The 25,605-nt window shown below is 61.5% G+C and carries 19 protein-coding genes; 16 read left to right on the forward strand and 3 right to left on the reverse strand.

Features of this window, described 5'->3' with window-relative positions; translation table 11 throughout:
• Positions 1-232: 232 nt before the first annotated feature.
• Genes C8D77_RS03980 through C8D77_RS03995 form a run of 4 tightly spaced genes read left to right on the forward strand, consistent with a single transcriptional unit; the run spans position 233 to position 5,813 of the window.
• A complete protein-coding gene (locus C8D77_RS03980; RefSeq protein WP_109659506.1) occupies positions 233-1,681 on the forward strand; it encodes a TolC family outer membrane protein in 1,449 nt (482 codons plus the stop codon).
• A 39-nt stretch (positions 1,682-1,720) separates the two neighbouring features.
• Positions 1,721-3,853, forward strand: a complete 2,133-nt coding sequence (locus tag C8D77_RS03985) for a type I secretion system permease/ATPase (protein ID WP_109659508.1) — start codon at positions 1,721-1,723, stop codon at positions 3,851-3,853.
• A 39-nt stretch (positions 3,854-3,892) separates the two neighbouring features.
• Positions 3,893-5,182: an HlyD family type I secretion periplasmic adaptor subunit gene (locus C8D77_RS03990; protein WP_109659510.1), complete on the forward strand. Its 1,290-nt coding sequence runs from the start codon at positions 3,893-3,895 to the stop codon at positions 5,180-5,182.
• On the forward strand, positions 5,172-5,813 hold the full coding sequence (locus C8D77_RS03995) for a ribbon-helix-helix domain-containing protein (protein ID WP_109659512.1): 642 nt from the start codon (positions 5,172-5,174) through the stop codon (positions 5,811-5,813). The genes C8D77_RS03990 and C8D77_RS03995 overlap by 11 nt, the downstream gene beginning before the upstream one ends.
• A gap of 55 nt (positions 5,814-5,868) precedes the next feature.
• Here the strand turns inward: C8D77_RS03995 and C8D77_RS04000 are convergent, their stop codons facing one another.
• Positions 5,869-6,810 (reverse strand): transglutaminase-like cysteine peptidase, encoded by a 942-nt coding sequence (locus tag C8D77_RS04000; protein WP_109659514.1) that lies wholly within the window; start codon positions 6,808-6,810, stop codon positions 5,869-5,871.
• A gap of 324 nt (positions 6,811-7,134) precedes the next feature.
• Here C8D77_RS04000 and C8D77_RS04005 point away from each other — a divergent pair, with 324 nt between their 5' ends.
• The 6 genes from C8D77_RS04005 to C8D77_RS04030 all read left to right on the forward strand — a co-directional run bounded on the left by C8D77_RS04005 (position 7,135) and on the right by C8D77_RS04030 (position 16,672).
• Positions 7,135-12,495, forward strand: a complete 5,361-nt coding sequence (locus C8D77_RS04005) for a DUF5801 repeats-in-toxin domain-containing protein (protein ID WP_109659516.1) — start codon at positions 7,135-7,137, stop codon at positions 12,493-12,495.
• A gap of 60 nt (positions 12,496-12,555) precedes the next feature.
• The gene (locus C8D77_RS04010) at positions 12,556-12,927 is read left to right on the forward strand and encodes a hypothetical protein (RefSeq protein WP_109659519.1); all 372 of its coding nucleotides are present in this window, start codon (positions 12,556-12,558) and stop codon (positions 12,925-12,927) included.
• A gap of 51 nt (positions 12,928-12,978) precedes the next feature.
• On the forward strand, positions 12,979-13,716 hold the full coding sequence (locus tag C8D77_RS04015) for a lytic transglycosylase domain-containing protein (protein WP_425453690.1): 738 nt from the start codon (positions 12,979-12,981) through the stop codon (positions 13,714-13,716).
• 91 nt (positions 13,717-13,807) lie between these two features.
• Positions 13,808-14,998, forward strand: coding sequence for an ABC transporter substrate-binding protein (locus C8D77_RS04020; RefSeq protein ID WP_109659523.1), 1,191 nt, complete (start codon positions 13,808-13,810; stop codon positions 14,996-14,998).
• 57 nt (positions 14,999-15,055) lie between these two features.
• Entirely contained in the window at positions 15,056-15,736 is a 681-nt protein-coding gene (locus C8D77_RS04025) for a thermonuclease family protein (RefSeq protein WP_245468997.1), read from the forward strand.
• Positions 15,737-15,931: 195 nt separating this feature from the next.
• On the forward strand, positions 15,932-16,672 hold the full coding sequence (locus C8D77_RS04030) for a GGDEF domain-containing protein (RefSeq protein ID WP_170136663.1): 741 nt from the start codon (positions 15,932-15,934) through the stop codon (positions 16,670-16,672).
• Positions 16,673-16,738: 66 nt separating this feature from the next.
• On the opposite strand, the gene C8D77_RS04035 is transcribed toward C8D77_RS04030, so the two are convergent.
• On the reverse strand, positions 16,739-18,286 hold the full coding sequence (locus C8D77_RS04035; protein ID WP_170136664.1) for a GMC family oxidoreductase: 1,548 nt from the start codon (positions 18,284-18,286) through the stop codon (positions 16,739-16,741).
• Between the two features lie 43 nt (positions 18,287-18,329).
• The gene (locus C8D77_RS04040) at positions 18,330-19,007 is read right to left on the reverse strand and encodes a FadR/GntR family transcriptional regulator (protein ID WP_109659530.1); all 678 of its coding nucleotides are present in this window, start codon (positions 19,005-19,007) and stop codon (positions 18,330-18,332) included.
• Positions 19,008-19,211: 204 nt separating this feature from the next.
• Between C8D77_RS04040 and C8D77_RS04045 the strand changes: the two genes are divergently transcribed.
• From C8D77_RS04045 to fhmpcd1, 6 genes are all read left to right on the forward strand, one after another.
• Positions 19,212-20,840, forward strand: coding sequence for a GMC family oxidoreductase (locus C8D77_RS04045; protein ID WP_109659532.1), 1,629 nt, complete (start codon positions 19,212-19,214; stop codon positions 20,838-20,840).
• A 287-nt stretch (positions 20,841-21,127) separates the two neighbouring features.
• Positions 21,128-22,279, forward strand: coding sequence for a cupin domain-containing protein (locus C8D77_RS04050; protein WP_024505127.1), 1,152 nt, complete (start codon positions 21,128-21,130; stop codon positions 22,277-22,279).
• A gap of 51 nt (positions 22,280-22,330) precedes the next feature.
• Positions 22,331-23,488, forward strand: a complete 1,158-nt coding sequence (locus tag C8D77_RS04055; RefSeq protein ID WP_109659534.1) for an LVIVD repeat-containing protein — start codon at positions 22,331-22,333, stop codon at positions 23,486-23,488.
• 9 nt (positions 23,489-23,497) lie between these two features.
• Positions 23,498-23,905, forward strand: a complete 408-nt coding sequence (locus tag C8D77_RS04060; protein WP_056582478.1) for a RidA family protein — start codon at positions 23,498-23,500, stop codon at positions 23,903-23,905.
• 26 nt (positions 23,906-23,931) lie between these two features.
• The gene (locus tag C8D77_RS04065) at positions 23,932-24,552 is read left to right on the forward strand and encodes a glutathione S-transferase family protein (RefSeq protein ID WP_109659536.1); all 621 of its coding nucleotides are present in this window, start codon (positions 23,932-23,934) and stop codon (positions 24,550-24,552) included.
• Positions 24,552-25,481, forward strand: coding sequence for a 5-formyl-3-hydroxy-2-methylpyridine 4-carboxylate 5-dehydrogenase (fhmpcd1, locus tag C8D77_RS04070; protein WP_109659539.1), 930 nt, complete (start codon positions 24,552-24,554; stop codon positions 25,479-25,481). Before C8D77_RS04065 ends, fhmpcd1 begins: the two co-directional genes overlap by 1 nt.
• The last annotated feature ends 124 nt before the right edge of the window (positions 25,482-25,605 follow it).

Consider the following 25,605-nt stretch of genomic DNA (forward strand, 5'->3'; position numbering starts at 1 on the left):
TTGCGGTTTCCCACACGTGACAGCGTCCGGGTGCAACCGCAGCGGGTCGATGTTTATGTGCTATTTTTGCTACATCCCGCAGCCTTGTAGCGCGAATCAGCCCTTTTAGTGTTCTCTAAATTAATAATCACTCACATATTTCGTGAATCTGTTGGATAGTTCTCCAACGGCAGCCCCTGGGCTTGGTTGTAGCGCTGTGAAAAGGCGCTGGGGAAACGTTAGGGTGGGTTGAATGAATACGACAAGCGTGTCGACCATAGGCAAGCGCCTTGGTCTCTTGATGGCGGCCACCATGCTGACCTGCGCGAGCGCTCATGCGCTCACGCTCAAGGAGGCGATGGCTGTTGCGGTGGAATCCAATCCCGAGATTGGACAGGCAATCGAAAACCGCGAAGCAATCGAGTTCGAGCTGCGGCAAGCCAAAGGCCTTTATCTTCCCAGTGTCGATGTCGAGGCATCGGCTGGCGTTCGCCGGCTGGACAATCCATCCAGGCGCTCGCTTTCCATACAAGACGATGCGCTCTATCCAGCTGAAACGGATCTTACCGTTTCGCAGACGCTTTATGACAGCGGCGCAAGGCGGGCCGAATTGAACCGCCAGGCATCGCGCGTCGATGGAGCTTCATTCCGGGTGCTGGAACGGTCCGAATTCATCGGGCTGTCCGTTGTCCAGGACTACCTGGAGTACATGCTGCAGGCGTCGATTGTCGCCGAAGCGAAGAAAAATCTCGGCTTCCATCAGGCAATTCTCGGCGACATCCGGCAAGGCATCTCGGGCGGCGCGCTGAACGAGGCCGACCGGCAACAGGCCGAGGAACGGCTGTTCGCCGCCAAGGCGCGCATGCAGGAGGCGACCGAGGAACTGGAAGCGGCCAAGATCCGCTTCTTCAAGACCGTCGGAAAGCCGCTGATCAGCCCTTCGAGACCGGGCGACGTCTCGGCCGCACTCCCGCGCTCGCTTGACGAGGCAATAGGGTTGGCGCGCGAAAGCAATCCGCGCGTGCACATGGCCAACAGCGACATCGACGCGGCGGCCTCCCTCGTGGACGCTGCGCGGGCAAAATTTGGCCCCTCCATCATCGCTGAAGGTGTCGCCCGGGCGGGAACTGACATTGACGGTGACAATGGCGACACTTCCGACCTGCAAGCGCGCGTGGTCCTGCGCTGGAACCTCTACCGCGGTGGCATCGACAAGGCCAATGAGCAGGAGCAGATCCGCCGCACCAGTGAACAGCGTCTCGCGCTGCATCAGGTCCAGCGCGAAATCGAGGAAGCTGTTCGCACCTCATGGGATCGCCGGTTCCGGCAAGCCGATCTGGCAAAGACCCTGAGGCAACAGGCCGCCGCCAATGAGAAGCTGGTCGCTTCCTATCGCGAGCAGTTCAAAGTCGGACAGCGCTCGCTGCTCGACGTGCTCGATGCGCAGAATACGCGGTTCAACACGGCAACGCTGGCGGACACCGCTTCCTATGCATCGCTGTTTGCCCAGTACCGGCTTCTGGCCGCGACTGGACAGCTGCTGAAAACGATGAACCTTCAGCCGGCAAAGCAAGCGACGGCCTATGCACGAGCCGAGTTTGCAGCACCGGAAACCGCAGATACGGAAACCTATGCGCGGACGCCATCGGAGCAGAAGAACGACCTGCCTTTCGATATCCTCGCCCCGGTGAGGAAGAAATAAGACGGCACAAGGTCCAGCGAGAGTCCTGACGGGCAGATCGTGAACCAGCAACCCAACATCCTCTCCCCCAAGGAGGCGTTCAAGGCCTGCTTCTCAGCCGTTGCCGGATATCTCGGCAGGCCGAGCGCGGAGACCGTGCTGTTCGCCGGCGTGCCGCTCTCGGACACGCGAATTGAAGTCGACGACATCAGGCACCTTGCCGAGCGCATCGGCCTGGAAGTGACCGAGTTCAGCCACCGCGACTTTCTCAGGGGACGCGTAGACCTTCCCGCCATCGTCTTTCGCGTCAGCCAGTTGCCGGTCGCCCTGCTCGCCCAAACCGAAGCCGGTGCATACATCACCGCGCCGCAGGAAGACGGCCGCACCGCAATCGACAGATCGGAACTCGCCGCCAGCTATATCAGCGGTGGCGTATCCTTCTCGATAACCTACGCCAACGCCGCCGAAGGCATGACGGTCGGCTCGGCAGCCAAGATCGAGAGAAGACACTGGCTGACCGGAACGATGGGCGCTTTCTGGCGGACCTATTCGAAGGTCGTTCTGGCGGCGGTGTTCATCAATGTGCTGGCCATAGCCTCGCCCATCTTCACCATGAACGTCTACGACAGGATCCTGCCCAATAAGGCAGTGTCGACGCTGTGGGTTCTGGCGATCGGCATTGGCGCTGTCATCCTGTTCGACCTGCTCTTGAAGACGGCCAGGGCTTCACTCATCGACTATGCAGGGCGCAAAGCGGATCTTCGGATATCCTATCTCCTGTTCGAGAAAGTGCTGAACTCGTCGCTGTCGGCGCGTCCCGGCTCGACCGGTGAATACGCAAACAGGGTCACGCAATATGAGTTCGTCAGAGAGTTCTTCACCTCGAACACCATCAGCGTGTTCATCGACACGGCCTTCGTCTTCATCTTTCTTCTTGTCATCTACGCGATAGGCGGCTGGCTGGTGATCATACCGGCGCTGGCCTTCGTGATGTCCGTCATCGTCGGTTTGATCACCCAGCGCCGCATCGGCAAGCGCGTCGCTGCGTCGATGAACGAAGCTTCGCAACGCCAGGCCCTGTTGGTTGAATCCATCTCCACGCTGGAGACCATCAAGTCGCTGCGCGCCGAGGCGTATCTGCTGCGAAAATGGGGGGAGCACTCCAAGAACGCCGCCAACACGTCCGAGAAGATCAAGCAGCTTTCGGCGGCCGCGGGCAACATAACCCAGTCCATACAGCAACTGGTGACCGTCGCTCTGGTCGTGGCCGGCGCTTATGCCTTCTCGGAAGGGCATGTCTCGACGGGAGCAATCATAGGAACGGTGATGCTGGCGAGCAGGGCCGTAGCGCCGCTCGGCCAGATCGCCATCACCCTGTCCCGGTTTCGCCAGGCCATGCTCTCGTTGAGAATGGTGAACTCGATCATGGCTCAACCGGAAGACCGACCGGAAACGGTGGGTTTCGTCAACCGCCCCATTCGCAAGGGGGCGATGGTGTTCAGGAATGTCGGGTTTGTCTATCCGGGCTCCGAAAACGAGGTTTTGACCGGTCTGAATTTCTCGGTCAAGCCGGGTGAGCGGATCGGCATCATCGGCCGCATAGGATCGGGAAAGACGACGATGGGCCGGCTGATCGGTAGGCTTTTCCTGCCGACCTCCGGCGAGCTGCTGCTGGACGGGATCGATATTCGCCAGTATCACCCGTCCGAGGTTCGCGCCGCGGTCGGCATCGTTGCGCAGGCTGGCGATCTGTTCTCGGGCACCATCAAGGAGAACCTCCTGATGGCATGCCCCGAGGCTACCGATGAGCAGATCATCGAGGCGGCAAAGGCGGCTGGCGTCGACGATTTCGTCTCACGTCACCCGCGCGGCTACGACATGAATGTCGGCGAGCGCGGCACCAATCTTTCAGGCGGCCAGAGGCAGACGGTGGCGATCGCACGCCTGCTGCTGACCAAACCGAAAATCGTCTTTCTGGATGAGCCGTCGGGCTCGATGGATCTCGCATCGGAACGCCAGTTGATCAAGCAGCTCAAAGTCGCTTTTGACCGCGACACCACGCTGATCGTCTCGACACATCGCTTCAGCATGCTTGAACTGGCCGACCGCCTGATCGTTATCGAACAGGGCAAGATCGTTGCTGACGGACCGAAAGACCAAGTCATACAGGCGTTGCAGAAAACAAGCGCCTGACAAGACAAATATTGCATCCAATGCGTTGGGGCGTGGGAAATGCTTGCCAGAGAAGATCGACCGCCGCTGTTTGCGTCGGCGTCCATATTCATCATCGGAGCGCTCTTCGTCGTTTTTGTCGCCTGGGCGTCCTTTGCCGAAGTCGATGAGATCGCACGCGGCGACGGCAAGGTCATACCCGCTTCCAAGACCCAGATCATTCAGGCGAGCGAAGCCGGTGTCGTTCAGGAAATCGCCGTGACGATTGGCCAGATCGTCAAGAAGAACGATCTCATCATTCGCCTGGACAACACGCTCAACACCTCCAGTCTTGGCGAGCAGCAGGCCAAGGCGCGCGCGCTGGAAGTGCGCATAGCAAGGCTGAAATACGAACAGGCCGGCAATCTCTCGGGCCCATTTCCGTGCCCGCCGGACATTCAGTCAGTCGCTCCGCAAATCTGCGACAATGAACAGAAGCTGCTCATCGCCCGACGCGAGAACTTCGACAACAAGCTGTCCGTGCTCAAGTCACGCCTTGACCAGCGCGAGAGGGAACTGGCCGAGGCGGTGGCCAATTCCGACCGTCTGACCAAAAACCTGGTGGTCAGCGACCAGGAGGCAAAACTGGTCGACGCGATGGTCAAGAAAGGCCTGATGGCACGGACCGAGCAACTCCGGGTAGAGCGCGAACAGACCGAACTCAACGGCCAGTTGAACCTGGCCGGCGAAACAATAAAGAAGATCAAATCGTCGATTACGGAAGCTCAGCTTCAGGTCGAAGAACTCGGCCTGCAACTGCAGCAGGAGGCATTGGACGACCTTACCCAGGCGCTGGCGGACCTTTCGGTGGTGGACGAAACCATAAGGGGGGCCACCGACAAGGTCGCGCGCACCGATATCCGGTCTCCGGTGGACGGCATCGTCAACACGCTGGAGCTGAACACGGTCGGGGCCTTCGTCCAGCCTGGTGCTGTCGTGGCGGGCATCGTGCCAACCTCCGAGACCTTGCTTGTGGAGGCACGGGTCTCGCCACGAGATGTCGCGTTCATCCGTCCCGACCAGGAAGCACTTATCAAGGTCACCGCCTATGATTTCTCGATCTTCGGCGGCATCGAAGGCAAGGTCTCTAACATTACGGCAGACAGCTTGGTCGATCAGAAGACAGGGGAACCCTATTACCAGGTGCGCGTGTCGACGGACAAATCGACACTTGAGAGAGACGGCAAGGCTTACTCGATCATCCCCGGAATGATCTGTTCAGTCGACATCAAGACCGGGCGCAAGACGATCCTGCACTACCTCTTGAAGCCGATCAACAAGGCACGTGAGGAGGCGATGAGTGAGCGGTAGCGCCAGCTTTCACCATCCTGATGGCGAGCGGCTGCTTCCTGCGGTCACGGCCCAGGATTTTGGGCTGGAATTTCGGGTCGTGGCACGTGGCGGCATACGACGCGGCATCCGTCTGGAGCGGGCATTCTGGATGTCGCTGAAGCAGATGGCTGAAAGCAGGAAGTGCACGATCGGCATGCTCATCGATGAGATCGCCGAAAGCCAGGCACAGACGGGTAACCTGACATCCGCGATCAGGGTGGCTTGCATGCGTGGATTGGCGGACGAAAACCTGACTTTGCGAAGGCTTGCATCGATCAATACCATCAGCGCTATACTGCTCGCTTGCCCGTCACCGGCCTTTGCCCTGGCTTCATCGAAGAAGATCCTGACGTTCAACGCGCCGTTCCAGCAACTGGTCAAGCGTCAATTGCCGATCGTTCCAAACGATGATGCCCGGCACGACCTCAAGCTGGCGCTGGACCTCAATGTGGCCGACATCTTCGCGCGGCTCGACGCCAATGGCGAAGCGCCCGTGGCTACCGGTTTTGTCATCGGTGCCGGTGACCGTCGATACCGAGGGCAGTTGAATGTGGTGAGGGCTCCGGTGGTCGAGCCGGAGTTGCTGATGGCGTTCGTCTTCGGCGGTTAGACCACAGATAGACTGTCCCCCCGCGCCGGAATGCATCGCACAATCTTGCCGAAACCTATGGCTGAAAACCTTCGCCAGGTGCGACGGTTGCGAAACCGCCTTTGATGTCAGCCATCTGGGCTCCGCCCGGTCTCGAGCCGTGGATCCAGGCCCGGTCCGTGCTGAACGAATAGAGCGGAACGTAATCCGGGAGATCGCTATCGCGCACAACAGTGTTGCTGAGGCTGTCGAGAATGAAGGTGCCGCTGCCTGTGCTCACCGAGAGTACAGCGTGAAAGAATCCTCGCTTGCGGTCCTGGAGAACAACGAGCGCCATGCTTTGCGTTGGAATGCCGGCTCTCAGCAGGGCCGTCATCTTGAGGATGGCAAAATCCTCGCAGTCGCCGGCGCGCCGCTCGAGAATCTCCGAAGGCTTCGCCCAATAGTCGAGTTTGCCGTAGACGACGCTGTCTTTCCGGTAGGCGATCAGGCGATTTACGCTGCTGTTGACGAAAGATAGTTTCTCGCTGAATCCCTTGCCCTGAGCGGCGGAGACCATGTCGGCAAAAGCCGCGCTCTTGCGCTCGCAGGCGCTGCCTGCCGAGCAGGCGGTGATGGCCCGGTAGACGGGTGTCCAGCGCGCCGCGACGGGAAAATTGCGCATCGACAAGGCAACCGATCCGAACACGCCCGGAATGATCGACGCCGTCTGCACCGGATCTATCCCGGCCTCGCCTTGTGCCACTGACGAGCCATCCCCGCGGTCGCCAACCGCCGCGCCATAGCTGCCGAAAACCATGCCGATCCGGTAAGGGGCCACAGGCTGCCAAGGCTGAGGCTTCGCCAGCGAAACACCGCCGAGACAGGGCGGCGTCTGGACCTTTTCCAGAGCCGTGCCGGATGCGGCGACCTTGCTGGAAACGGCCTTCGCGAAGGATGGCCCCGCCAGGCCGACAAGCCCGATTGCCAGCAAGAGCACCTTGAGCCTGGTTTTTGCCAGGGAGTTTTCTTTTTTCATAACGCCCACCTTTGACTGTGGACGCTACCAATCTTGTCTCAAATTATTGGAAAGGAAGGTGGATAACTTTCCCGCAAATCACTACGTCTATTTTCTATAAAATTTTATTCAATTTTATACTTTCATTTACCAGAAAACTCCGGCCTGCCATCGGTCAAGCAAGTCACATGGAAGCAAACATATATCAGGTTATATGTTTGAGGTTTACCACGTGTAAAAAATGCCGAACACTGCATATCAGAATATATGAAATAGATTTCGAGACTGTTGCAAAGTAGAAGCGGCCGCTGTCTCTATCCGGGAAATATCGGAGGGGTTTCAGCCATGACGACCAATATCGAGTTGGACAGCTTTTCGGGTTCCTTGAACGAGCATTCCGCGTCCAATGAACACGGCGATCAGACATCGCCGGCCGAGATCCGGGTCGCACAAGCAAATTCGACGCAGCAGCCTGCGGCAGCGTCCGAACCGGTGCCGGTCGATGTCGGCGGCGGAGCTTCTGCCAAACCAGAAGCCCCCGCGGAAGCAAAGGCACCGCCGGCAGCTGCGCCGCACGAATATGTGGCTGACGCCAGCCACGTGGTAAGGCTTCCGGCCAACGTCTCGATCGACAACATCAAGGTCGACGGCCACAACCTTGTGCTCGAACAGGCTGACGGCTCGGTGATCGTGATCAAGGATGGTGCCCTGAACGTGCCGACCTTCATCATCGGCGACGTCGAGGTGCCGCGCGTGGCGCTGCTGGCAGCGCTGGAAGCCAGCCATGTCGATGTCGCCTTCGGCGCCGACGGTTCCATGTCGGCCGGCCCGGGCGGTTCGAATTCAAGTGCAGGCGGAGACTTCTCGGTCCCCCCCGGCGGCATCGGCGACGGGTTCGACCTGTCGGCACTGCTGCCCCCGACTGCCTTGCAGTTTGGGCTTCTGGATCACCGCGAACTGTTCCCGTCCATCGTCGACAGGCCGGTTTCAGTGACGGCCACGTCATTGCTTGCTCCCAGCGAAGCGGCCAGCGAAACCGGCCTTGATGGCGGTGGGGCGCAATCGCCAGGCAGCGACGCGCCGAGCCATTCGGAAACCTCCGGCAATGGAACGATCAGCATCACCGCACCGGATGGAATTGGGTCGATCGTCATCAACGGCGTCACCGTCACCGGCGTCGGCCAGGAGATCCCGGGGCAGTTCGGCTTCCTGACGATCGTCTCCTACAATCCGAGCACGGGTGCCATCGAATACAATTACACGGTGACCGAATCGGTCACCCATCCGAATCCGACGAACGGATTCGACCCCACCGACACGGTTCCGGACAATTTCAGCATCACTGTCACGGATGTCGATGGCGACACGGCCAGCACGACCTTTGCGGTCGCCATCGTCGACGACGTGCCGACGGCGCATAATGACAGCGGCACGCAGGCGAGCGAGAACGCGGCGGTGACGGTGAACGTGTTCGCCAACGACGTGCCCGGCGCGGACGGGGTGGCCATCACCGATCCGACCAAGGTGAGCTATGTGGCGAACTCGCTGAGCGGCGCCGGCACGCTTACCTACCACAATGACGGCACCTTCACCTACGCGCCGGTTGCCGGCGAGGAAGGGACGGTGACGTTCCAGTATCAGATCATCGACGGTGATGGCGACTCGTCGATAGCGACAGTGACGATCAACCTGTTGAAGGACTCGACGCCGACGATCGATGTGACGCCGGAAGGCGGAACGCCGTCGGTCGACGCGACCGCGGTTGTTGACGAGAGGGGCCTGCCGGCTGGGACCGGCGAGCTTGCCGACCCGGCCTTGAACTCGGATCACTCGGAAACCACGGTAGGCACGTTCAACATCAGCACGGGCGGCGACACGCTGCAGAAGCTCGAGGTGATGGACAAGAACAGCACCCTGGTGGATGTCACTTCTGGCGGTACGGTCCAGGGCGTCAACGGCGTGCTGACGGTGACCTTGAGCGGTGGCGTCTACAGCTACAGTTATACGCTCTCGAACAACGTGGCGAATGCCAATCCCAACCAGATCGGGGCCGCCGACCAGGCGACCGGAGAGAATTTCGCGGTAAAGGTCACCGACAGCGACAACGACACGGCAAATGCGTCTCTGACCGTCAAGGTTAACGACGATGGGCCGACGGCTGCGACAGAGTCCTCGCAGAATGTCGCTGAAGGCGCGACGGTGACCGGCACGCTGGACTTCGTCGCCGGCGCCGACGGCGCCACGGTGACGCATATTGGCGCCACGGCGCTGGTCTTCGGCGGCGACGGCTACTCACAGCCGATCGACATCGGCGACGGCTTAATCAAGGTCACCGTTGACGGCCACTACTCGTTCACCGCCGACAATCCGGTCATCGGTGCCGGTGCGGCTTCGGCAACTTACACGGTGACCGACGGTGACGGCGACACGGCGACGGCCGGCATCAGCTTTGCGGTGACGGACGCCAATGTTCCGACGACTGGCACGGCTGCGGCCACGGTTGACGATGACGGCCTTGCCGGCGGCAATCCGGCGAGCACGACGGGCGACATCGACGCCAATCTCGGCGAGGTTCCGTTCAGCGCCAGCGAAGCAACCTACAACGGCACGCTCGGCGGCAGCGTCGGCGGCGACGGCGCCGGCGCCAACGGCTTCTCGTTCGCGACGCTGAACGGCAGCGTCGGGACGGTCGGCCAGGAGAGCGTGACCTACAGCTGGGACGCGGGTAATAACACACTGACGGCGACAGGGCCGCGCGGGGATCTGTTCACGGTCCATGTGACGGACCCGGCTACGGGCGCCTATACCGTGACGCTTCTCGAAAACGTCCTTCAGGCTCAAGGTCCTAATGACGAGAACAATGCGACGGTCAACCTCGGCTATGTGATCACCGACGCCGACGGCTCGACGGCACCGGGCACGCTGACCATCACCTTCAACGATGATGCGCCGACGGTTACACTGGCCGACGTGAAGGTGCCGACGCTATCGGTGGACGAGAGCTTCATTCCGGTGATTGGCTCGGTTGGCGTCGGGGGCGGCAACGTCTCGACGGGCGACTTCGGGACGCACTTCACGGTGACGCCGGGGGCGGACGGACAGTCTGGCTCGACGGCCTATTCGCTGACGATCACCAACCCGGACACGGGCCTGATCGACTCGAAGACGGGCCTTGCGGTTGTCCTGGTTCTGAACGGCAGCACGGTCGAGGCCCATGCCGGTGCTGGCGGCCCGCTGGTGTTCACGATCGCGGTGGACGCCACCGGCCACGTGACGATGACGGAACTGCGCGGCGTGCATGAGGGCTCGGGCGAGACCCCGGACGGCAGCGAGGGCATCACGCTGAGCGCTGGGCTGGTGTCGCTGACGGCGACGGTGACCGACAACGACAGCGACAAGGCGACGGCGAGCATCGACCTTGGCCCGCAGATCACCATCCATGACGACGGCCCGCTGGTGACGGCGCCGGGCGCCAGTGCATCGCTGACGGTCGATGAGACCGATCTGACGGCGAATGCGACGGCAAGCTTTGCGGCCGCCTTCATGCTAAACTTCGGCGCCGACGGCCCGCTAGATGCCGACCATAACGGTGTGGCCGATGCCGGCGCGGTGACCTACGCGCTCAACATCAGCGCCAGCGGTGCCGATTCCGGTCTGGTCGACACGGCCAGCGGCAACCATGTGTTCCTGTTCCTGGTGGGCGGCCAGGTGGTCGGCCGCGAGGGCACCAGTGCCGGCGCGGCGGTGGGCGGCCCGATCGTGTTCACGGTCTCGGTCAGCGGCTCCAACGTGACGCTCGACCAGGTGCGCGCCGTGATGCACGCCGATCCCAACAATCCCGACGACAACACGACGCTGTCGACGGCCAACCTGGTGACGCTGACGGCAACGGCGACGGACGGCGACGGTGACAAGGCCTCGCAGTCGCTCAACATCGGCACCTCGCTCAACTTCCATGACGACGCACCCTCGGTCATATCTCCCGAGACAGCAGTCCTCGTCAACGTCGCCGGCAGCATTGCGACATTCGATCTGGATGGAGATGCCAATATTGACAACAATGTCGGCGCTGACCAGCTTGGCTCGATCAGTTTTGCCAATATCATCAACGGCCAGCTGGCCACTGGCATCATAAATGGGAGTTCGGTCAACCTGACATCGGCAGGTCAGTCTATCCAGCTGTTCCTTGTCGACCATGATTCCAACCCTGCTACCCCGCTACAACTGCAAGGGTGGATAGGCGGTCAAGGCACCGGAACCGAGATATTCCAGATAACGCTGCAGCCAGACGGAAGCCTACCGTCCAGCGCCGACCACTATCAGGTTCAAGTGTTCGCCGCGATTGGCGCGACGCAGCAGACGCACATCGACAATTTTTCGACGCTTGGCTCGAACACCCAGCAATTCAAGGCGCTGGATGTGGCTGGAACCACTCACGATGTGCTGTTCTCCGGCTATGAGCGGCTGGCTAACGGCACAAGCAATGCCACATCGGGATCGTCGGTCTCTGCAAGTACGACTGGCATCGGCGTCGCCAACAACTCGATGAATGACGGCGACAACCTGCGGATTGATTTCGTCAATGATTTGACTGCTTCCGGCGGCAACAACAATACCTACAATTACTCCACCCATTATGACGTCAATAGCTTCCAGTTCGCCATCGTACAGGTGAACGGTAGCCCGCCCGCAGACTCGATCGAAACCTGGGTGCGTATCTACAACGCGGCCGATGACAATCCAAATAGCACCTCGGCGGCAGACTCTGCCGCCCTTGCGAACGACCCGCAACTCAGCACGATCACCGATATCAAGGTGAACGGCGTAAGCGTCAATCTTGCTTCGCTGACGACGGATGGACATGGCGGATACCTGGTCACAGGTCTCGACCTCCATGACACCGTTCTCGTGACCGCCTCTGGGACTGGATATGACAGGATTGAAATCGAGAATGCTATCGCTACCGCACCCTCGAGCCTTAATGGCGAGTCGTTCGATATTGGCGCATTTGCATTTGTGACCACCGTCACAAACGTCCCGTCAGTCGAACTCAACTTCGACGTCGCATTGAAGGATGCGGACGGCGATACTTCCACCAGTCCTCTGGTCGTCGATCTGCTTTCTTCAGGTAGCGCGACCACGGATCATTCAAGTTCCGGCTCTTTGGTGAATGAGACGGCTGGTGCCGGAGTGGACAACATCATCGGCTCGAATTTTGGGGATTCACTCACCGGGAATGGCTCGGCGAACGTACTGGCCGGGTTGGACGGGAACGACACCCTGAACGGCCTCGGCGGAAACGATCTGCTCATTGGCGGCTCGGGTGATGACACCCTCAATGGCGGCGCTGGCAATGACATTCTTTTTGGCGGCGCTGGCCATGACACGATGACCGGCGGCACCGGCGCCGACACGTTCAAGCTCGACAATCTCGACCTGAACATCAAAGATCTCATCATCGACTACAACAAAGGCGAAGGAGATCAGATCGACCTGACTGCGTTGTTCGACAAGGCTGCAGGGACCATCGACGACTACGTGCATTACGACACCAGCACCAAGACGTTGAGCGTCGACACCGATGGCTCGGGCAATGCGGCCAATTTCGTGGCCGTTGCCGATTTGCAGAACGGACCGACTACTGCCGGCGCCATCACGATACTCTACGACGACACGGCGCACGTACAACACACTGTCACGATCTAACGCCATAGCGCGCGGCCACGCGACTATGTTATACGTCGCTAATATTTAGGGGAGCTCAACATGAAACGTTCTGCAAGACTGCTGGTTTCCGCTGCGACGCTGTTGCTGGCAGTCGGGTCGACGGGTTACGCCGCCGACATCATCGAAGGTCCGACGGCCGACTATTGCCGCACCGTCGGCACGTCCAACTTGGTGCTGAACGACAACATCGTCGACCTCAAGGAGCAGGTGGTGAAACTGATGGACGAGTCGGTCGCCGCCGCCAACAGCTCGGAGTGGATCAACTCGTCCCGGCCTGTCTTCGTCTGGGCGTCGGAAGCCAAGGTCGCCTGCGGCATGGCTTACGGCTATCTGAAGACGAACTATAAGGACGAAGACACCCTCAACAAGTGCGAGTGTTTCCACGATCGCATGGTCGAGTACATGCACTGACCGGATAGGCGAACCCGCCTGTTGGCCATCATGACAGCCGACGGATCATTCTTGAAGGCGATCGCAGGCGCGATCGTGTTCGTCGGCTTTGGCCTAACTGTCACGCTGGCCCGCGCCAACTGGCTGGAACGACCGTCCGTGGAACAGCGTCAGTCGTCCAATCTGCCGCGACCGGCTCGTTGTGACGCAGCCACGGAGTGGACCCGGCAGACATTCAAGGCGTTTGCGAGCTGCCAGGCATCGATCTATGGCCTGGAGCCGATGCTGGTGCATGCCGTGATGGAGATCGAAAGCGGGTTCGATCCCGGCGTGCAGGGCGCCGATGGCGAAGTCGGCCTGATGCAGGTTATGCCGGCTACGGCCAGAATGCTTGGCTTTCGAGGCTCCGTGGACGATCTGAGCGCACCGGCGACCAACATCGCCCTTGGGGTCAAATATCTTGCGCAGGCCAACAGGCTCGCCGCGGGCGATCTGTGCACCACCGTCATGAAGTATCGCGCCGGGCACAATGAAAGCCGATTCTCGGCCCTTTCGGTCCGCTACTGTCAGCGTGCGCGGGCAATCCTGGCAAGGGAAGGGATTGAAGTGACCGGGCCGTTGCCGGTGGCGACGTCAGGCTTTTCCGCATTTTCGCCAGGAGGAGAGGGTGGAGCCTCTGCCCAGGGAAAAGGTGTGTGCGTGCGCCGCCTGTTCGTGCCGGGGCCACGATACATGAAATGCGCCGACTATCGGACTGCCGGGCAGGCACGACAGATCAAGACGCTCAGAGCCAGGCTCTTCGGGGGTTAAAGAAAAACAGACGGCGCAGCAAGTCCGCCGTAACATGACTTGAAGACCAGACCGGGAAGAATATCCGGCGGCACATAGGGGTGGAGCATTCATGGGAGCTGGCCGACACGTCCACTGTCCGCGGACATGGGCAATCGCCGTTGCGCTCGCCATGATAGTGTCGGGCTGCCAGTCGAAAAACGGCGTTTCCGAAGCGCTCGATCCTGCGGCGATCGCTGCGCCTGCCGGGCAGAATGGTGCCGGTCCGGCCCAGGCGACCCAGTCGTTGGGCACTGGTTCGACAAAAATCACGATGTTGCTGCCGTTGTCCGCTGCGGGGCCGGCAGGGGAAAACGGCAGGAAGATGCTCGATGCCGCCAAGCTGGCGATGACGGATATCGGCAATGGATTGCTTACGCTGACGGTAGAAGACACCAAAGGCGATAGCGCACTGGCCAGCAAAATGGCGATAACGGCCATAACGACGGGCTCGAAGGTCGTGATCGGCCCGACCGAACTGCCGGCAGCCCAGCATATTGCCACGCTGTCGGGATCGAAGCGGCCACCGGTCCTGGCGCTTGCCGATAATTTCGCCGGCGGCGCCGGGGTTTATGCCGTGCTCCTTGGCGAAGCGGACAGCGCCGCTGCGGGCGCCGCGGGACTGGCGGCGAAAGGCAGCAAGAAGTTCGTATTGTTTGTCGCGGAGGGCCCAAACGCCAGCGCCATGGAGAAGCGGGTCGCGAACAGCCTCAGCATCTATGGTGCGACCCTCGCGGTCACTCTCCCGTATTCGGCCGGTGACGGTGGCGCGAAGGTGGTCGACGAAATGGGCTCACTCGTGGACGCCCCCGACGCCGTCATCGTTGCCAGCGGCAATGACAGCCCGGCGACTATTCTCGCCGCCCTCAAAGCAAAGGGCATTCCGGGGAAGACAATCTCCGTCGTCGGAACGAACCGTTGGCTGGAACACCCCATGGATCCGCTGTTTGGGGGGGCATATATCGCCACGCTCGATCCAAGTGAAACCGGGCCGATCGCCGACCGCTTCAGGACGGCATACAACTATCCGGCCGACGTCAATGTGGCCTACGCCTATGATATGGTTGCCCTGACTGCAGGGATTGCCAGCGCGGTCGGGCCTGATGGTTTCAGCAAAAAGGTTCTCGAGAATCCAAATGGGTTTCGTGGGTCGACCGGCCTGTTCCGGTTTCGGGCCGACGGATCCAGCGAACGATCGATGCCGTTCTATCGGATTGAAAAAGGTGCTCTCAAGCTGGTTGCCAAATCGACGTCGGGTTTCTGACCGGCGAGACTCCTTGAGATCCTGTTCGCGCTGATGGGCCGGCCGGGCCGCAGCAGCTTGGCGATCGCGCTCGGAAGCCTCCTGCTTCTGGCCGGAGTCCTGCTGATCATTCAGGCCCGGGCTTTGCTTTCGGTCGATCGGCCTGTCCTTATCCCTTCGCAGGATATTGACGATACGCAGCCAATCCGGCCAGTTGCCCCCGTTACCGGCGCACAACGCCGAGAACCAGCCCGCAAGGTTGCTCAGGACCTGATCGCTCCGCCGCGGCTTGATCCCGCGGAGATCGAACGGGCCGAGCCCCGTCCACCACTCAGCGAGCTCGGTCTCGCCGTGCCCCTGAAAACGCCGCTGCCCGGGGACTGGCGGGAGGTCTTGCTCTACCGCCCTGTTGCCACGTCGTCGGCGATGTTCGAATCCATGGGCCGGAAGGTGGTCATCAGCGGGGTGCAAGACATCGACCTCGACAGATCCTGCTCGTTTCACGAGGCCACCTGGCCCTGCGGAGAGCGTGCACGCGCCGCTTTCAATTCCTGGCTGAGGGGACGCGCGCTGAAATGTTTCGTGCCGCCGGACGTCGAGCGTTTTGCCATCGCCGCACCGTGCAGCCTGGGCAAGCAGGATGTCGGCGCCTGGCTTGTCTCCAACGGCTGGGCCATGGCGCTGCCGAGCGGTATCTACGGCAAAGCGGAGGCGACAGCCAGGGATGCGGAGATGGGCATATTCGGGCCTGCACAATAGCTGGTTGCTCAGCTCCTGATATTTTGTTTGTCAACCGTCACGGGCGCAGCTTTCCCTGGGACAGACCGATTCCGTCCGCGACCTCGACGAGATCATTCCGCCGATGCATCAAATTGGAAGGTTCCTCGAAACCGAATTGCAGCACGCCGGCTCTATACCAGCCCATCCACAGGAGATCGGCCAGTGACAAAGACAATGGCGACCACCACCGCCCAGGCATGGAAAGGCGTCGCTTGGCTGACCTTTCTGGGAACCGCGGGAATCCTGGCCCTTTCCATCGGTCTCAACTATCTGCTCCTGTTCTCGGAGGGGCTGACGCCGTTTGGGCGCAGCATGGTGACGGCAATCCTGTTGCCTGTTGTCCTTGGTGTTCCGCTCTTTCTGTTCATTGGATTGAAGCAGATCGAGCTTCGTCGCTATCGCCGGGAACTCGACAAGTCAGCAACCTTCGACACCATGACAGGCTGCCTGAACGGAGCGGTCTTCACGTCGATGGTCGAAAGAAGAACAGCAAGGCCAGCGGCGCCGGGTCCGGGATCGGGCGCCTTCTTGGTCATCCATTCGGAACATTTGCGGTCCATCAACCTGCGCTTTGGTCTTGAATGGGGCGATGAGGCTTTGCGGCTCGTCGCCTCAACCATACAATCATCGGTGCGCGCGGAAGATCTGGTTGGACGCATAGGCACTTCGATGTTCGGGGTTTTCCTCTCAGGCGCCACCGAAGCAGAAGCCAGGGAAATCGGCGAGCGTATCCGGGCGCGTATCGCGCAAGTTTATTTCGCACCAAAAGGAACCGAGGATGCCCTGACCGTCAAAGTCGGCGGCGTGGTGTTCGAAAACGAGGTGGAGTTCGCGGACATGTTCCGGTCAGCCGAGCAGCGCATGGCTGGCATCCCGGACGGAGCCGCGTTTGAATTGACGCATCTCCACAGCTGACTACCCGCCGGGGGGCGCCAGCGCCATTCAAACACCAGGGGAATTGTCAGACGCCGCCGCCGCCGTTCACGCTGCGGACTCGGTAATCCCTGTAGACGCTGCCCAGGTTTCCGCGATGGCGACGATTGCGGCGTTGATCGGTCCGCTCGGGATCGCCGGCATCACCGAAGCGTCGACGATAGAGATGTTGTCAAAACCGTTCAGCCGCAGGTCAGCGTCGACGATGGCGTCGGCGTCACGACCCATCCGGCATGTGCCGGCCGGATGATGATGGGTGGAAGCAGCCCTGGCGATGAAGGCATCGAGCTCGTCATCGGACTGAACCGGAGCGCCCGGCAGGATCTCCGCATCGCGCCATTCGTCCAGAGCCGCATGATGGCCGACCATGCGCGCCCGCTTCAAGGCCATCCTGAAGACCGTGCGGTCATGTTCGGTTTCGAGATAATGCGGATCGATGATCGGCGCATCGTTGCGGCCCGGCCCGCTTGGGGCGATGCGCCCGCGGCTTGTCGGATGGGTGACGCCGCACAGGATCGTGAAGGCGGAGCCATAGGGCGGGGCGTCCAGGCCCTCGGCCGCTGACGGGGCGACGACGCAGGCGAGCACGATGTCGGGACTTCCCGTGGAACGGGTAGGGTCGTCGCCATGCAGGTACATCAGCGATTCGGAATGCTGCAGGCGGGACGGCGGCACCGGCTTTTTCGTGCTGTAGACATTCCCAAGCGCCAGCAGATGGTCCTGCAGGTTGCGGCCGACATCGTGTCGATCGGCAAGGCAGCGTATCCCCGCCAGCTTGAGGGTATCGGGACAACCAATGCCTGACCGCATGAGGATGAGCGGGGTGGACACGGCGCCGGCGCAAAGGACAATCCGGTCGGCGCAGAGCGTTCTGGTCTCACCCTCGCACACCACGCTCACGCCCGTGACCTTGTGGCCGTTCAACGCCAGATGCTCGACCTCGTGGCCGACGAGCAAGGTCAGGTTCGGCCGCGCCATGACCTGCGGCGGCAGATAGGCGTCGGCGACGCTCAGGCGCCTGCCGTCGCGTATGTTGAGCGAATTGGTGCTGGTGCCGACCAGTTCGCCGCTGTTGTGGTCAGTCAGGCTGGGAGCCCCCATGGCTTGCCCGGCGGCGATGTAAGCACGCACGATCGGACTGACCTCGGCGTCTGGCAGATAGACGTCCAGCGGGCCGCCCTTGCCGCGTGCCGGCCCGTCGAAGGCGGTGAAGGCTTCGCTGCGGATGAAGCCCGGCAACAATCCCAGATAGGACCAGCGCTCGCCGCCGGCTTGTGCCCAGGATTCGAAATCAACGGGATGGCCGCGCACATAGGCCATTGCATGCAGGCAGCTCGAGCCGCCGACGATCTTGCCGCGTGGCCATTCATGGACGCGGTTGGCGGTGAAAGGCTGGGGCACGGTCCGGTAGCTCCAGTCGTAGGCGCGGCCCTGAAGCATCGTCCATTTCAGCGGGTCGGCGATATCGGGATCGGCCGGCATCGCCCCGGCCTCGATGAGGCCGACCTGGCACGACCGGTCTTCACTGAGCCGGCTGGCAACAACCGAGCCGGCGGATCCTGCGCCGATGACCAGCACGTCGAAATGACGTTTCAATTTGAAACTCCCCGCACAGGCTCGACGTCAGAGGCTGATACGATCACGCGGCAAAGGCGCCGGCATTCGACCGTTCCATGATCTGTCTCTGCACGGACAAAAGGTGCGCGCGCATTGCGGCCTCCGCCGCTTCGGGATCGCGCTGCGAGATCGCTTCGGCGATCAGCCGATGCTCGCCGTCGCGCTGGGCGATCCGCTTGGGGCAGGTGGGCGCCGCGGTGCGCGCTACCTTCACCCGCGCATCGACCCCGACCTGACGCAGCATCTTGTAGAATTCCGCGGCGAGATGGTTGCGGGCGGCGGCGACGATCGCGAGATGGAAGGCGAAGTCGACCTCACCCGACGGGGCATTCTCCGGCGTGGTTGCCGCATCGAGGATCCGCGCCGTCTCGAAGGAAGAAGCGCGCAGCGACGCCAACCGGGCAAGGCCCGGCTCCATGATGAGGCGCAATTCCAGGACCTCGATCGGGTTGGTTACCCTGACCAGTTCCTCGCCATATCTTGGAAGGGCGGTCGGCGCCCGCCTGGCGCGCGCCGGTTTGAGGTCGCCTGAATGGCGTAGCGCTTCGAGCGCCTTGCGAAGCTGATGGCGCTTTACGCTCAGATGTTCCGCAAGATCGCGCTCGGACGGAAGCTTGCCGCCGCCCTGCTGCAACTGGCGGACCGCGGCAATGATGTCGTCGAGATCCGATGGTCCGACCTGCGGCTCGAATGCGTTCAAAACCAAATCTCCTGTCCGATCGGCAGACCGCCGACTCAACGTCCTGACATCATATTGTGACACGAAAACCTGTTCGACGGCACTCAACCAATTCAACCAATCTACAACTGTACGCAATGGTTGACAACACCAGTTGCGCGATGGTTGACTGCCTTCGTCGACGGTTGCCATCGCGGCGGGCCGTCTTTCTCCCGAGGATCACGCATGCCGGCTGGCGAAACCTTTGACTACGTCATTGTCGGTGCGGGATCGGCCGGCTGCGTGCTGGCGAACCGGTTGAGCGAAGACCCCGCGGTGTCGGTGCTTCTGCTGGAGGCGGGGGATTGGGACCGCGATCCGATGATCCACATCCCGCTTGGCTGGGGCAAGATACTGACCGAGCGCCGCCACGACTGGATGTATTTCTGCGAGCCCGAGGCCAATGTCGGCGGACGCAAGGTCGAATGCGCGCGCGGCAAGGTCATCGGCGGCTCTTCCTCCACCAATGCCATGGCGTATGTACGCGGCAATCGCGGCGATTACGATCGCTGGGCGGCAAGCGGCCTGACGGACTGGTCGTTCGACAAGGTGCTGCCCTACTTCAAGAAGCAGGAGCGCTGGGAGGCGGGCGAAAGCCGGTATCGTGGCGGCAGCGGGCCGCTGAACACCCAGTTCTGCCGCTACAAGGATGAACTGATCGATGCCTTCGCCACGGCCAGCCGTGATGCCGGATACCCGCAGACCGACGACTACAACGGCGCCATACAGGAAGGCTTCGGCCGCCTGCAGATGACAATTGCGAACGGCCGGCGCTGCTCGACCGCGACCGCCTATCTGCGGCCCGCCATGCGCCGCGGCAATGTCAAGGTGCTGACCGGCGCGATGGCGACGAAGATCCTGCTGAAGGATGGGCGCGCAACGGGCGTTGCCTATGCCAGAGGCGGGACGAGCCATGAAGTTCTGGCGCGACGCGAGGTTCTGCTTGCCGGCGGCGTCATCAACACGCCGCAACTGATGATGCTGTCGGGTATAGGCGATAGCGGCGAACTCGCGGCGCATGGCATCGAGACGAAGGTCGATCGTGCGCAGGTCGGCAAGAATTTGCAGGACCATGTTTCGGTCATCCTGATGTATCGACGCAAACAGCCGGGACCGTTTCTCAAGATGATGCGGGCCGATCGTATCGGGCTGGATTTCGTCAAGACCTATCTCACCGGAAAGGGCTTTTCGGGAGATGTGCCTGGCGGCGTCGTGGCATTCCTGAAAAGCGATGCAAGCCGGCCGCTGCCGGACGTACAGTTGCTTTTCACCGCCGCACCGCTTGGGGCATGGCCTTACATGTCGCCCTTCAAGGCGCCGTTCGCCGACGGCTTTGCGACCCGTATCGTTGCCGTGCAGCCGGAGAGCCGCGGCAGCGTCAAGCTGGCATCGAGCGATCCGGTCGCCGCGCCGCTGATCCACCAGAACTTCCTGTCCTCGCAGCGCGACTGGCAGTCGCTTCGCGCCGGTTTTCGTGTTGCGCGCAACCTTGCCAGCCAGCCGTCCATGGCCCCGTTCGTTGGCGTGGAATTCTTCCCCGGCCCGAAATGCGAGAGCGACGAAGAGATCGACGAGCATATCCGCAAGACCTCGATCACCGTGCATCATCCGGCCGGCACGTGCCGTATGGGTGTCGATGCGGAGTCGGTGGTCGATCCGGAATTGCGGGTGCGGGGCGTTGCCGGACTTCGTGTCGTGGACGCCTCCGTGATGCCGGATCTCGTCTGCGGCAACATCAATGCGGCGGTCATCATGATCGCCGAAAAGGCCGTGGATCTGATCCGCAGCCGCGCTCAACAGAGCGTGGCGGCCTGATAGCGGTCGCCGGTATGCAACCAAAATCTTTTGGTTGAGATAAAAATCTGTGTTGGTTGGACTGCCGCGTGAGCCTGCGCGGCCGTGGCGGGTAGGCTTCATTACGCCTTTCTGAGTGCATTTTGTGCGAATTTTGACCATCTATGCCCATTTTTAGGCATTTGCCTGCCGAAAATGCATCTCAACCAAAAACTTATAAATTTCGCAATTTGGGGATTGTCGAGCAAAACCAATGCGAATACGGTTGAGTTGGTTAGAAGCATTTTCTTCGTGACGAGAGGTCCGATATGTCCCTGGCGCAACCAGCTAACGATGTGCTCACCAACAAGAAGGCAGCACTCAAGGGCCTCTATGACGCCCTCTATGCGAAAAACATGTTTCCGTTCTGGGCGACGTCGGAAGGCGTCGACCATGACGAGATCAAGCAGCTGATGGCGACGTCGAAGGCCGTTCCCTTCGTGTGGTCCTATTCGGACATCGAGCCGCTGCTGCAGCGCGCCGCCGAACTGGTGACCATGGACGACAGCGAGCGCCGTTCGCTGATCCTGGTCAATCCTGGACTTGCACCCAAGCGTGCATCGGTCAGCACCATGTACACCGCCTACCGCCTGAATGATCCCGACGAGATCATGCCGCCGCACAAGCACTCGCCGAGCGCCATCCGCTTCGGCCTGACCGGCAAGGGCAACTTCACCGGCGTCGAGGGCGAAGACGTGGTCTTCGGCCCGGGCGACATGGTGCTGACGCCCAACGACGCCTGGCACAATCATGGCACCGTGGGCGGCGAGCAGGCAGTCAACCTGTCGGTGCTCGACCTGCCGCTGGTCGAAACGCTGCATGCCGTCCATTTCGACCACAAATACACCGAGATGGTCGACGGCAAGGAAGTCGAGAAGAAGGTGCAGACCGCCCGCTATCCGAGCGACTACTCACAGCGCATCTATGGTGAGGGCGGCCTGATGCCGCGTTTCGTCGACCACAAGCGCGGCGGCGGCCTGTCGTCGCCCATGTATGTCTATCGCTGGGAGAAGATGGAAGCGGTCCTCGATGCCCACAAGGATTGGGATGGCGACCCTCATGAAGGCATCGTCATCGACTATGTCGATCCGACCACTGGCGGCCCGGTCTTCCACACCATCAATTTCTACGTGCAGATGCTGCGCCCCGGTGAGAAGACCTTGCCGCAGCGCGAGACGGCCAGCCTGCTTTTGGCGCCGTTCCGCGGCAACGGCCATTCAATCATCGACGGCAAACGCTATGACTGGAACCAGTTCGACACCATCGCCATACCCGGCGGTTCCTGGGTCGAACATGTCAACGGCTCGTCGAGCGAGCCGGTGATCTTCTTCGGCGCCACCGATGCGCCGACGCAGAAGGCGCTGCTCCTCTACAAGCGCTGGGGCCGCAACCAGGCCGGCGATCTGCTCCGCCTCGTCTAGTCCAGTCCTTCGGCAAGCACTGTCCCGCCGCCAATGGCGGCGGGACATCGAATGACGTTTCAGCAGCAAGGGCGTATGCATTTGGTTTCGGCGTTCAACACCAAGCAGATCGGCCACGTCGACTGCCCAGGCGGCGGCCAGGTCTGGGTCGACGGCAACATCCTTTATATCGGCCACATGCGGCCGCCGAGCGGCACGACGCTGGTCGACATTTCCGACCCGCGCAATCCGCGCAAGATAGCCACGATCGATGTTCCGCCAGGCTGGCACTCGCACAAGGTGCGCGCCAAGGACGGGCTGATGATCATTAACCACGAGCGCTTTGGTGATGCCGGCCCGGCCGATTTCGGCGGCGGACTGGCGCTCTACGACACCACCAAGCCGGCACAGCCCAAGCTCATCTCGAAGTGGATAACCGGCGGCAAGGGCGTCCACCGCTACGACTTCGACGGCCGTTACGTCTACATCTCGCCGACCGCCGACGGTTATGTCGGCAATATCGTGATGATCCTCGACCTGATCGATCCCACGAAGCCGGTCGAGGTCGGACGCTGGTGGATACCCGGCCAGTGGACCGGCGGCGGCGAAGAATACCCCTGGCATGACTATGTCACGCCGCGTTGCCACCATCCGCTGCGCATGGGCGACCGGCTCTTTGTCAGCTACTGGCATCACGGCCTGTTCATCCTCGACATTTCGGACATCACCAAGCCGAAGCTGATCTCGCACGTCAATTCGAGCCCAAGCTTTCCGCATCCCACCCACACCTGCCTGCCGATTCCACAGCCGCTCAAGGGCCGCAACATCATGGTGGTGGCGGACGAGGACGTCGCCAAACTCCGCCCTTCGCCGCCGGCCTTTACCTGGATCTACGACATCACCGACGAGACCAACCCGTTGCCGATCTCGACCTTCCAGGTGCCGGGCCTTGACCCGGACGGCGCGCCGCAACCGCCGATGACGGGCTGCCATCAGCCTTCCGAACGGTTCAAGGGCACGATCATTCCGTTTGCGTGGTTCGCGCAGGGGCTGCGGCTGGTCGACATCGCCGACCCGTTCGCGCCAAAGGAAGTCGGCCATTTCATGCCCGACGCGCCGGAGGGGGCGGAGCGTTCCTCGTCCAACGACGTGACCATCGACGACCGCGGCATCGTCTATCTGATCGATCGCATTCGCGGCGTCGACATCATCGAAACCAGTGTTCTCTAGGAGCAGGCATTGAGCGACAGCACGCGAAAATCCGCCAGCCACTACGCAATCGGCAACAAGAACCCGAACCTGCCGTTTCATCCGGCGGTGCGTGCCGGCGATTTCATCTTCGTCTCGGGCCAGGTGCCGAAGGACGAGAACAACAACATGATCAGCGGCACGATCGAGGAAGAGACGCTGGCCACGCTGAAGACCATCGCGCGCGTCATCGCGCATGAAGGCGCGACGCTGTCGGATGTCGTGCGGATCACCACCTATCTCGAGGATACGCGCGATTTCGGCCGCTACAACAAAGCGTTCCTCGAAGGGATCGGCGACGCCGTCCTGGCGCGCACGACCGTCGAGGCAAAGGCGGTCATCAACACCAAGATCGAAATGGACGCCATCGTCTACAAGCCGCTGCCGGCGGGCAAGTAGGCCTTGGACACAATCGAGGAGACGACATGTACAAGCTGTTAGGCCGCCAGACATCAGGCAACGTCCAGAAGGTGCTCTTCATGCTCGAGGAGCTTGGCGCTGCATATACGCGCGAGGACTACGGCCGCCAGTTCGAGAACACGCAGACGGCGGAATACAAGGCGCTCAACCCGACCTCCAAGGTGCCGACGCTGGTCGACGGCGACACCGTGATCTGGGAGTCCAACACCATATTGCGCTATCTCGCGGCATCCGGCGGCGAACAGTTGATTGGCGCCACACCCGCGGAAAAGACCGAGGTCGAGCGCTGGATGGACTTCCTGCTGGCGGCGGTCAATCCGGGCTACCTGGCGGCCTTCAAAGGCGCCAAGCTGACACCCGAGGAGCAGACCGCCGAATACAAGGAACAAGTGAAGGATCTTGTCGCGCAGCTCAAGATCGTCGACGGCCACCTGGCCGGCAAGGACTTCCTGGCGCTCGGCAAGCTGACGCTTGCCGACATCGCCTGCGCGCCGATCCTGAAGCGCTGCGTCGACTTCAAGATCGACCGGCCGTCGATGCCCGATCTGGAGCGCTGGGTGGCCGCGATCGCCGCTCGGCCGGCCTTCAAGGCGGCAACCACTGCTGCTCCCGCAAAGGCGGCATGATGATCAAGCGCGCCGCTCTCATCGGACTGGGAACGATGGGTCCAGGCATCGCCGCGCGGCTTTCGCGCGGCGGGCTCGATGTCACGGCGTATGATGTTTCGCAGGCATCGGTCGAGCGTGCCCGCGGCATGCTTGATCTCGCCGGCGGCGTGCTCGACCGTCTCGACATCAAGGCGCCGGGGACGGGCGCCGGCAGCGTGCGTTTCGTCGAGACGCTCGCCGAGGCCGTCGACGGCGCCGAACTGGTGATCGAGAATGTGCCCGAGAATATCGACATCAAGGCGCAGACCTATCGTGACATCGATCCGCTGATCGGCCCGTCCGTCATCGTCGCTTCCGACACGTCGGGCATCCCGATCACCAAGCTGCAGGCGCATATCTCGCACCCCGAGCGGATGGTCGGAATGCACTGGTCGAACCCGCCGCACATCATCCCGATGATCGAGGTGATCGGCGGCGAAAAGACCGCGCCAGAAACGGTGGCGACGATCCGCGACCTCATTCGCTCGATCGGCCTGCTGCCGGTGGTGGTGAAGAAGGACGTTCCGGGCTTCGTCGAGAACCGCGTGCTCTATGCGCTGTTGCGCGAAGCGGTCGACCTTGTCGAGCGCGGCGTCATCGAACCGGAAGATCTCGACACCTGCGTGTCCTGGGGCATCGGCTACAAGATCGCCGTCATCGGCCCGATGGCGCTGCTCGATATGGCGGGGCTGGATATCTACAAATCCGTCTCGTCCTTCCTGAATGCCGATCTCTCCAACCGCGACGATGTCGCGCCGATGGTGCTGGAGAAGACGGCTGCGTCGAAGTTCGGCATCAAGACGGGCGAGGGCATGTTTGCCTACACGCCCGAGCAGACAAAGGCGCTGCAAGGCGAACGGGCGCGCAAGCTCGTCGCGGTGCGGCGCATCCTGGAAGGCCGGGAGTAGCCAATGTCACATGGTGCGCAGAGGGCAGGCCGGTTTGAGGAGTTCCACCGGTCGGCTGTTTGTGTGAAGGGCGCCTTCGCAATGGCGCGGGTGCGGCCGACGACAGCGCGCGAGGTGACAAGCC

The sequence above is a fragment of the Mesorhizobium loti genome (assembly GCF_003148495.1).
GTDB lineage: Bacteria > Pseudomonadota > Alphaproteobacteria > Rhizobiales > Rhizobiaceae > Mesorhizobium > Mesorhizobium loti.

Excerpts from the sequence above, each read along its gene's own strand:
- C8D77_RS04050 (WP_024505127.1), top strand. The coding sequence starts at position 21,128 with ATGTCCCTGGCGCAACCAGCTAACGATGTGCTCACCAACAAGAAGGCA.
- fhmpcd1 (WP_109659539.1), top strand. The coding sequence starts at position 24,552 with ATGATCAAGCGCGCCGCTCTCATCGGACTGGGAACGATGGGTCCAGGC.
- C8D77_RS04055 (WP_109659534.1), top strand. The coding sequence starts at position 22,331 with ATGACGTTTCAGCAGCAAGGGCGTATGCATTTGGTTTCGGCGTTCAAC.
- C8D77_RS04020 (WP_109659523.1), top strand. The coding sequence starts at position 13,808 with ATGGGAGCTGGCCGACACGTCCACTGTCCGCGGACATGGGCAATCGCC.
- C8D77_RS04010 (WP_109659519.1), top strand. The coding sequence starts at position 12,556 with ATGAAACGTTCTGCAAGACTGCTGGTTTCCGCTGCGACGCTGTTGCTG.
- C8D77_RS04000 (WP_109659514.1), bottom strand. The coding sequence starts at position 6,810 with ATGAAAAAAGAAAACTCCCTGGCAAAAACCAGGCTCAAGGTGCTCTTG.
- C8D77_RS04065 (WP_109659536.1), top strand. The coding sequence starts at position 23,932 with ATGTACAAGCTGTTAGGCCGCCAGACATCAGGCAACGTCCAGAAGGTG.
- C8D77_RS03980 (WP_109659506.1), top strand. The coding sequence starts at position 233 with ATGAATACGACAAGCGTGTCGACCATAGGCAAGCGCCTTGGTCTCTTG.
- C8D77_RS04005 (WP_109659516.1), top strand. The coding sequence starts at position 7,135 with ATGACGACCAATATCGAGTTGGACAGCTTTTCGGGTTCCTTGAACGAG.
- C8D77_RS04030 (WP_170136663.1), top strand. The coding sequence starts at position 15,932 with ATGGCGACCACCACCGCCCAGGCATGGAAAGGCGTCGCTTGGCTGACC.
- C8D77_RS03990 (WP_109659510.1), top strand. The coding sequence starts at position 3,893 with ATGCTTGCCAGAGAAGATCGACCGCCGCTGTTTGCGTCGGCGTCCATA.
- C8D77_RS04045 (WP_109659532.1), top strand. The coding sequence starts at position 19,212 with ATGCCGGCTGGCGAAACCTTTGACTACGTCATTGTCGGTGCGGGATCG.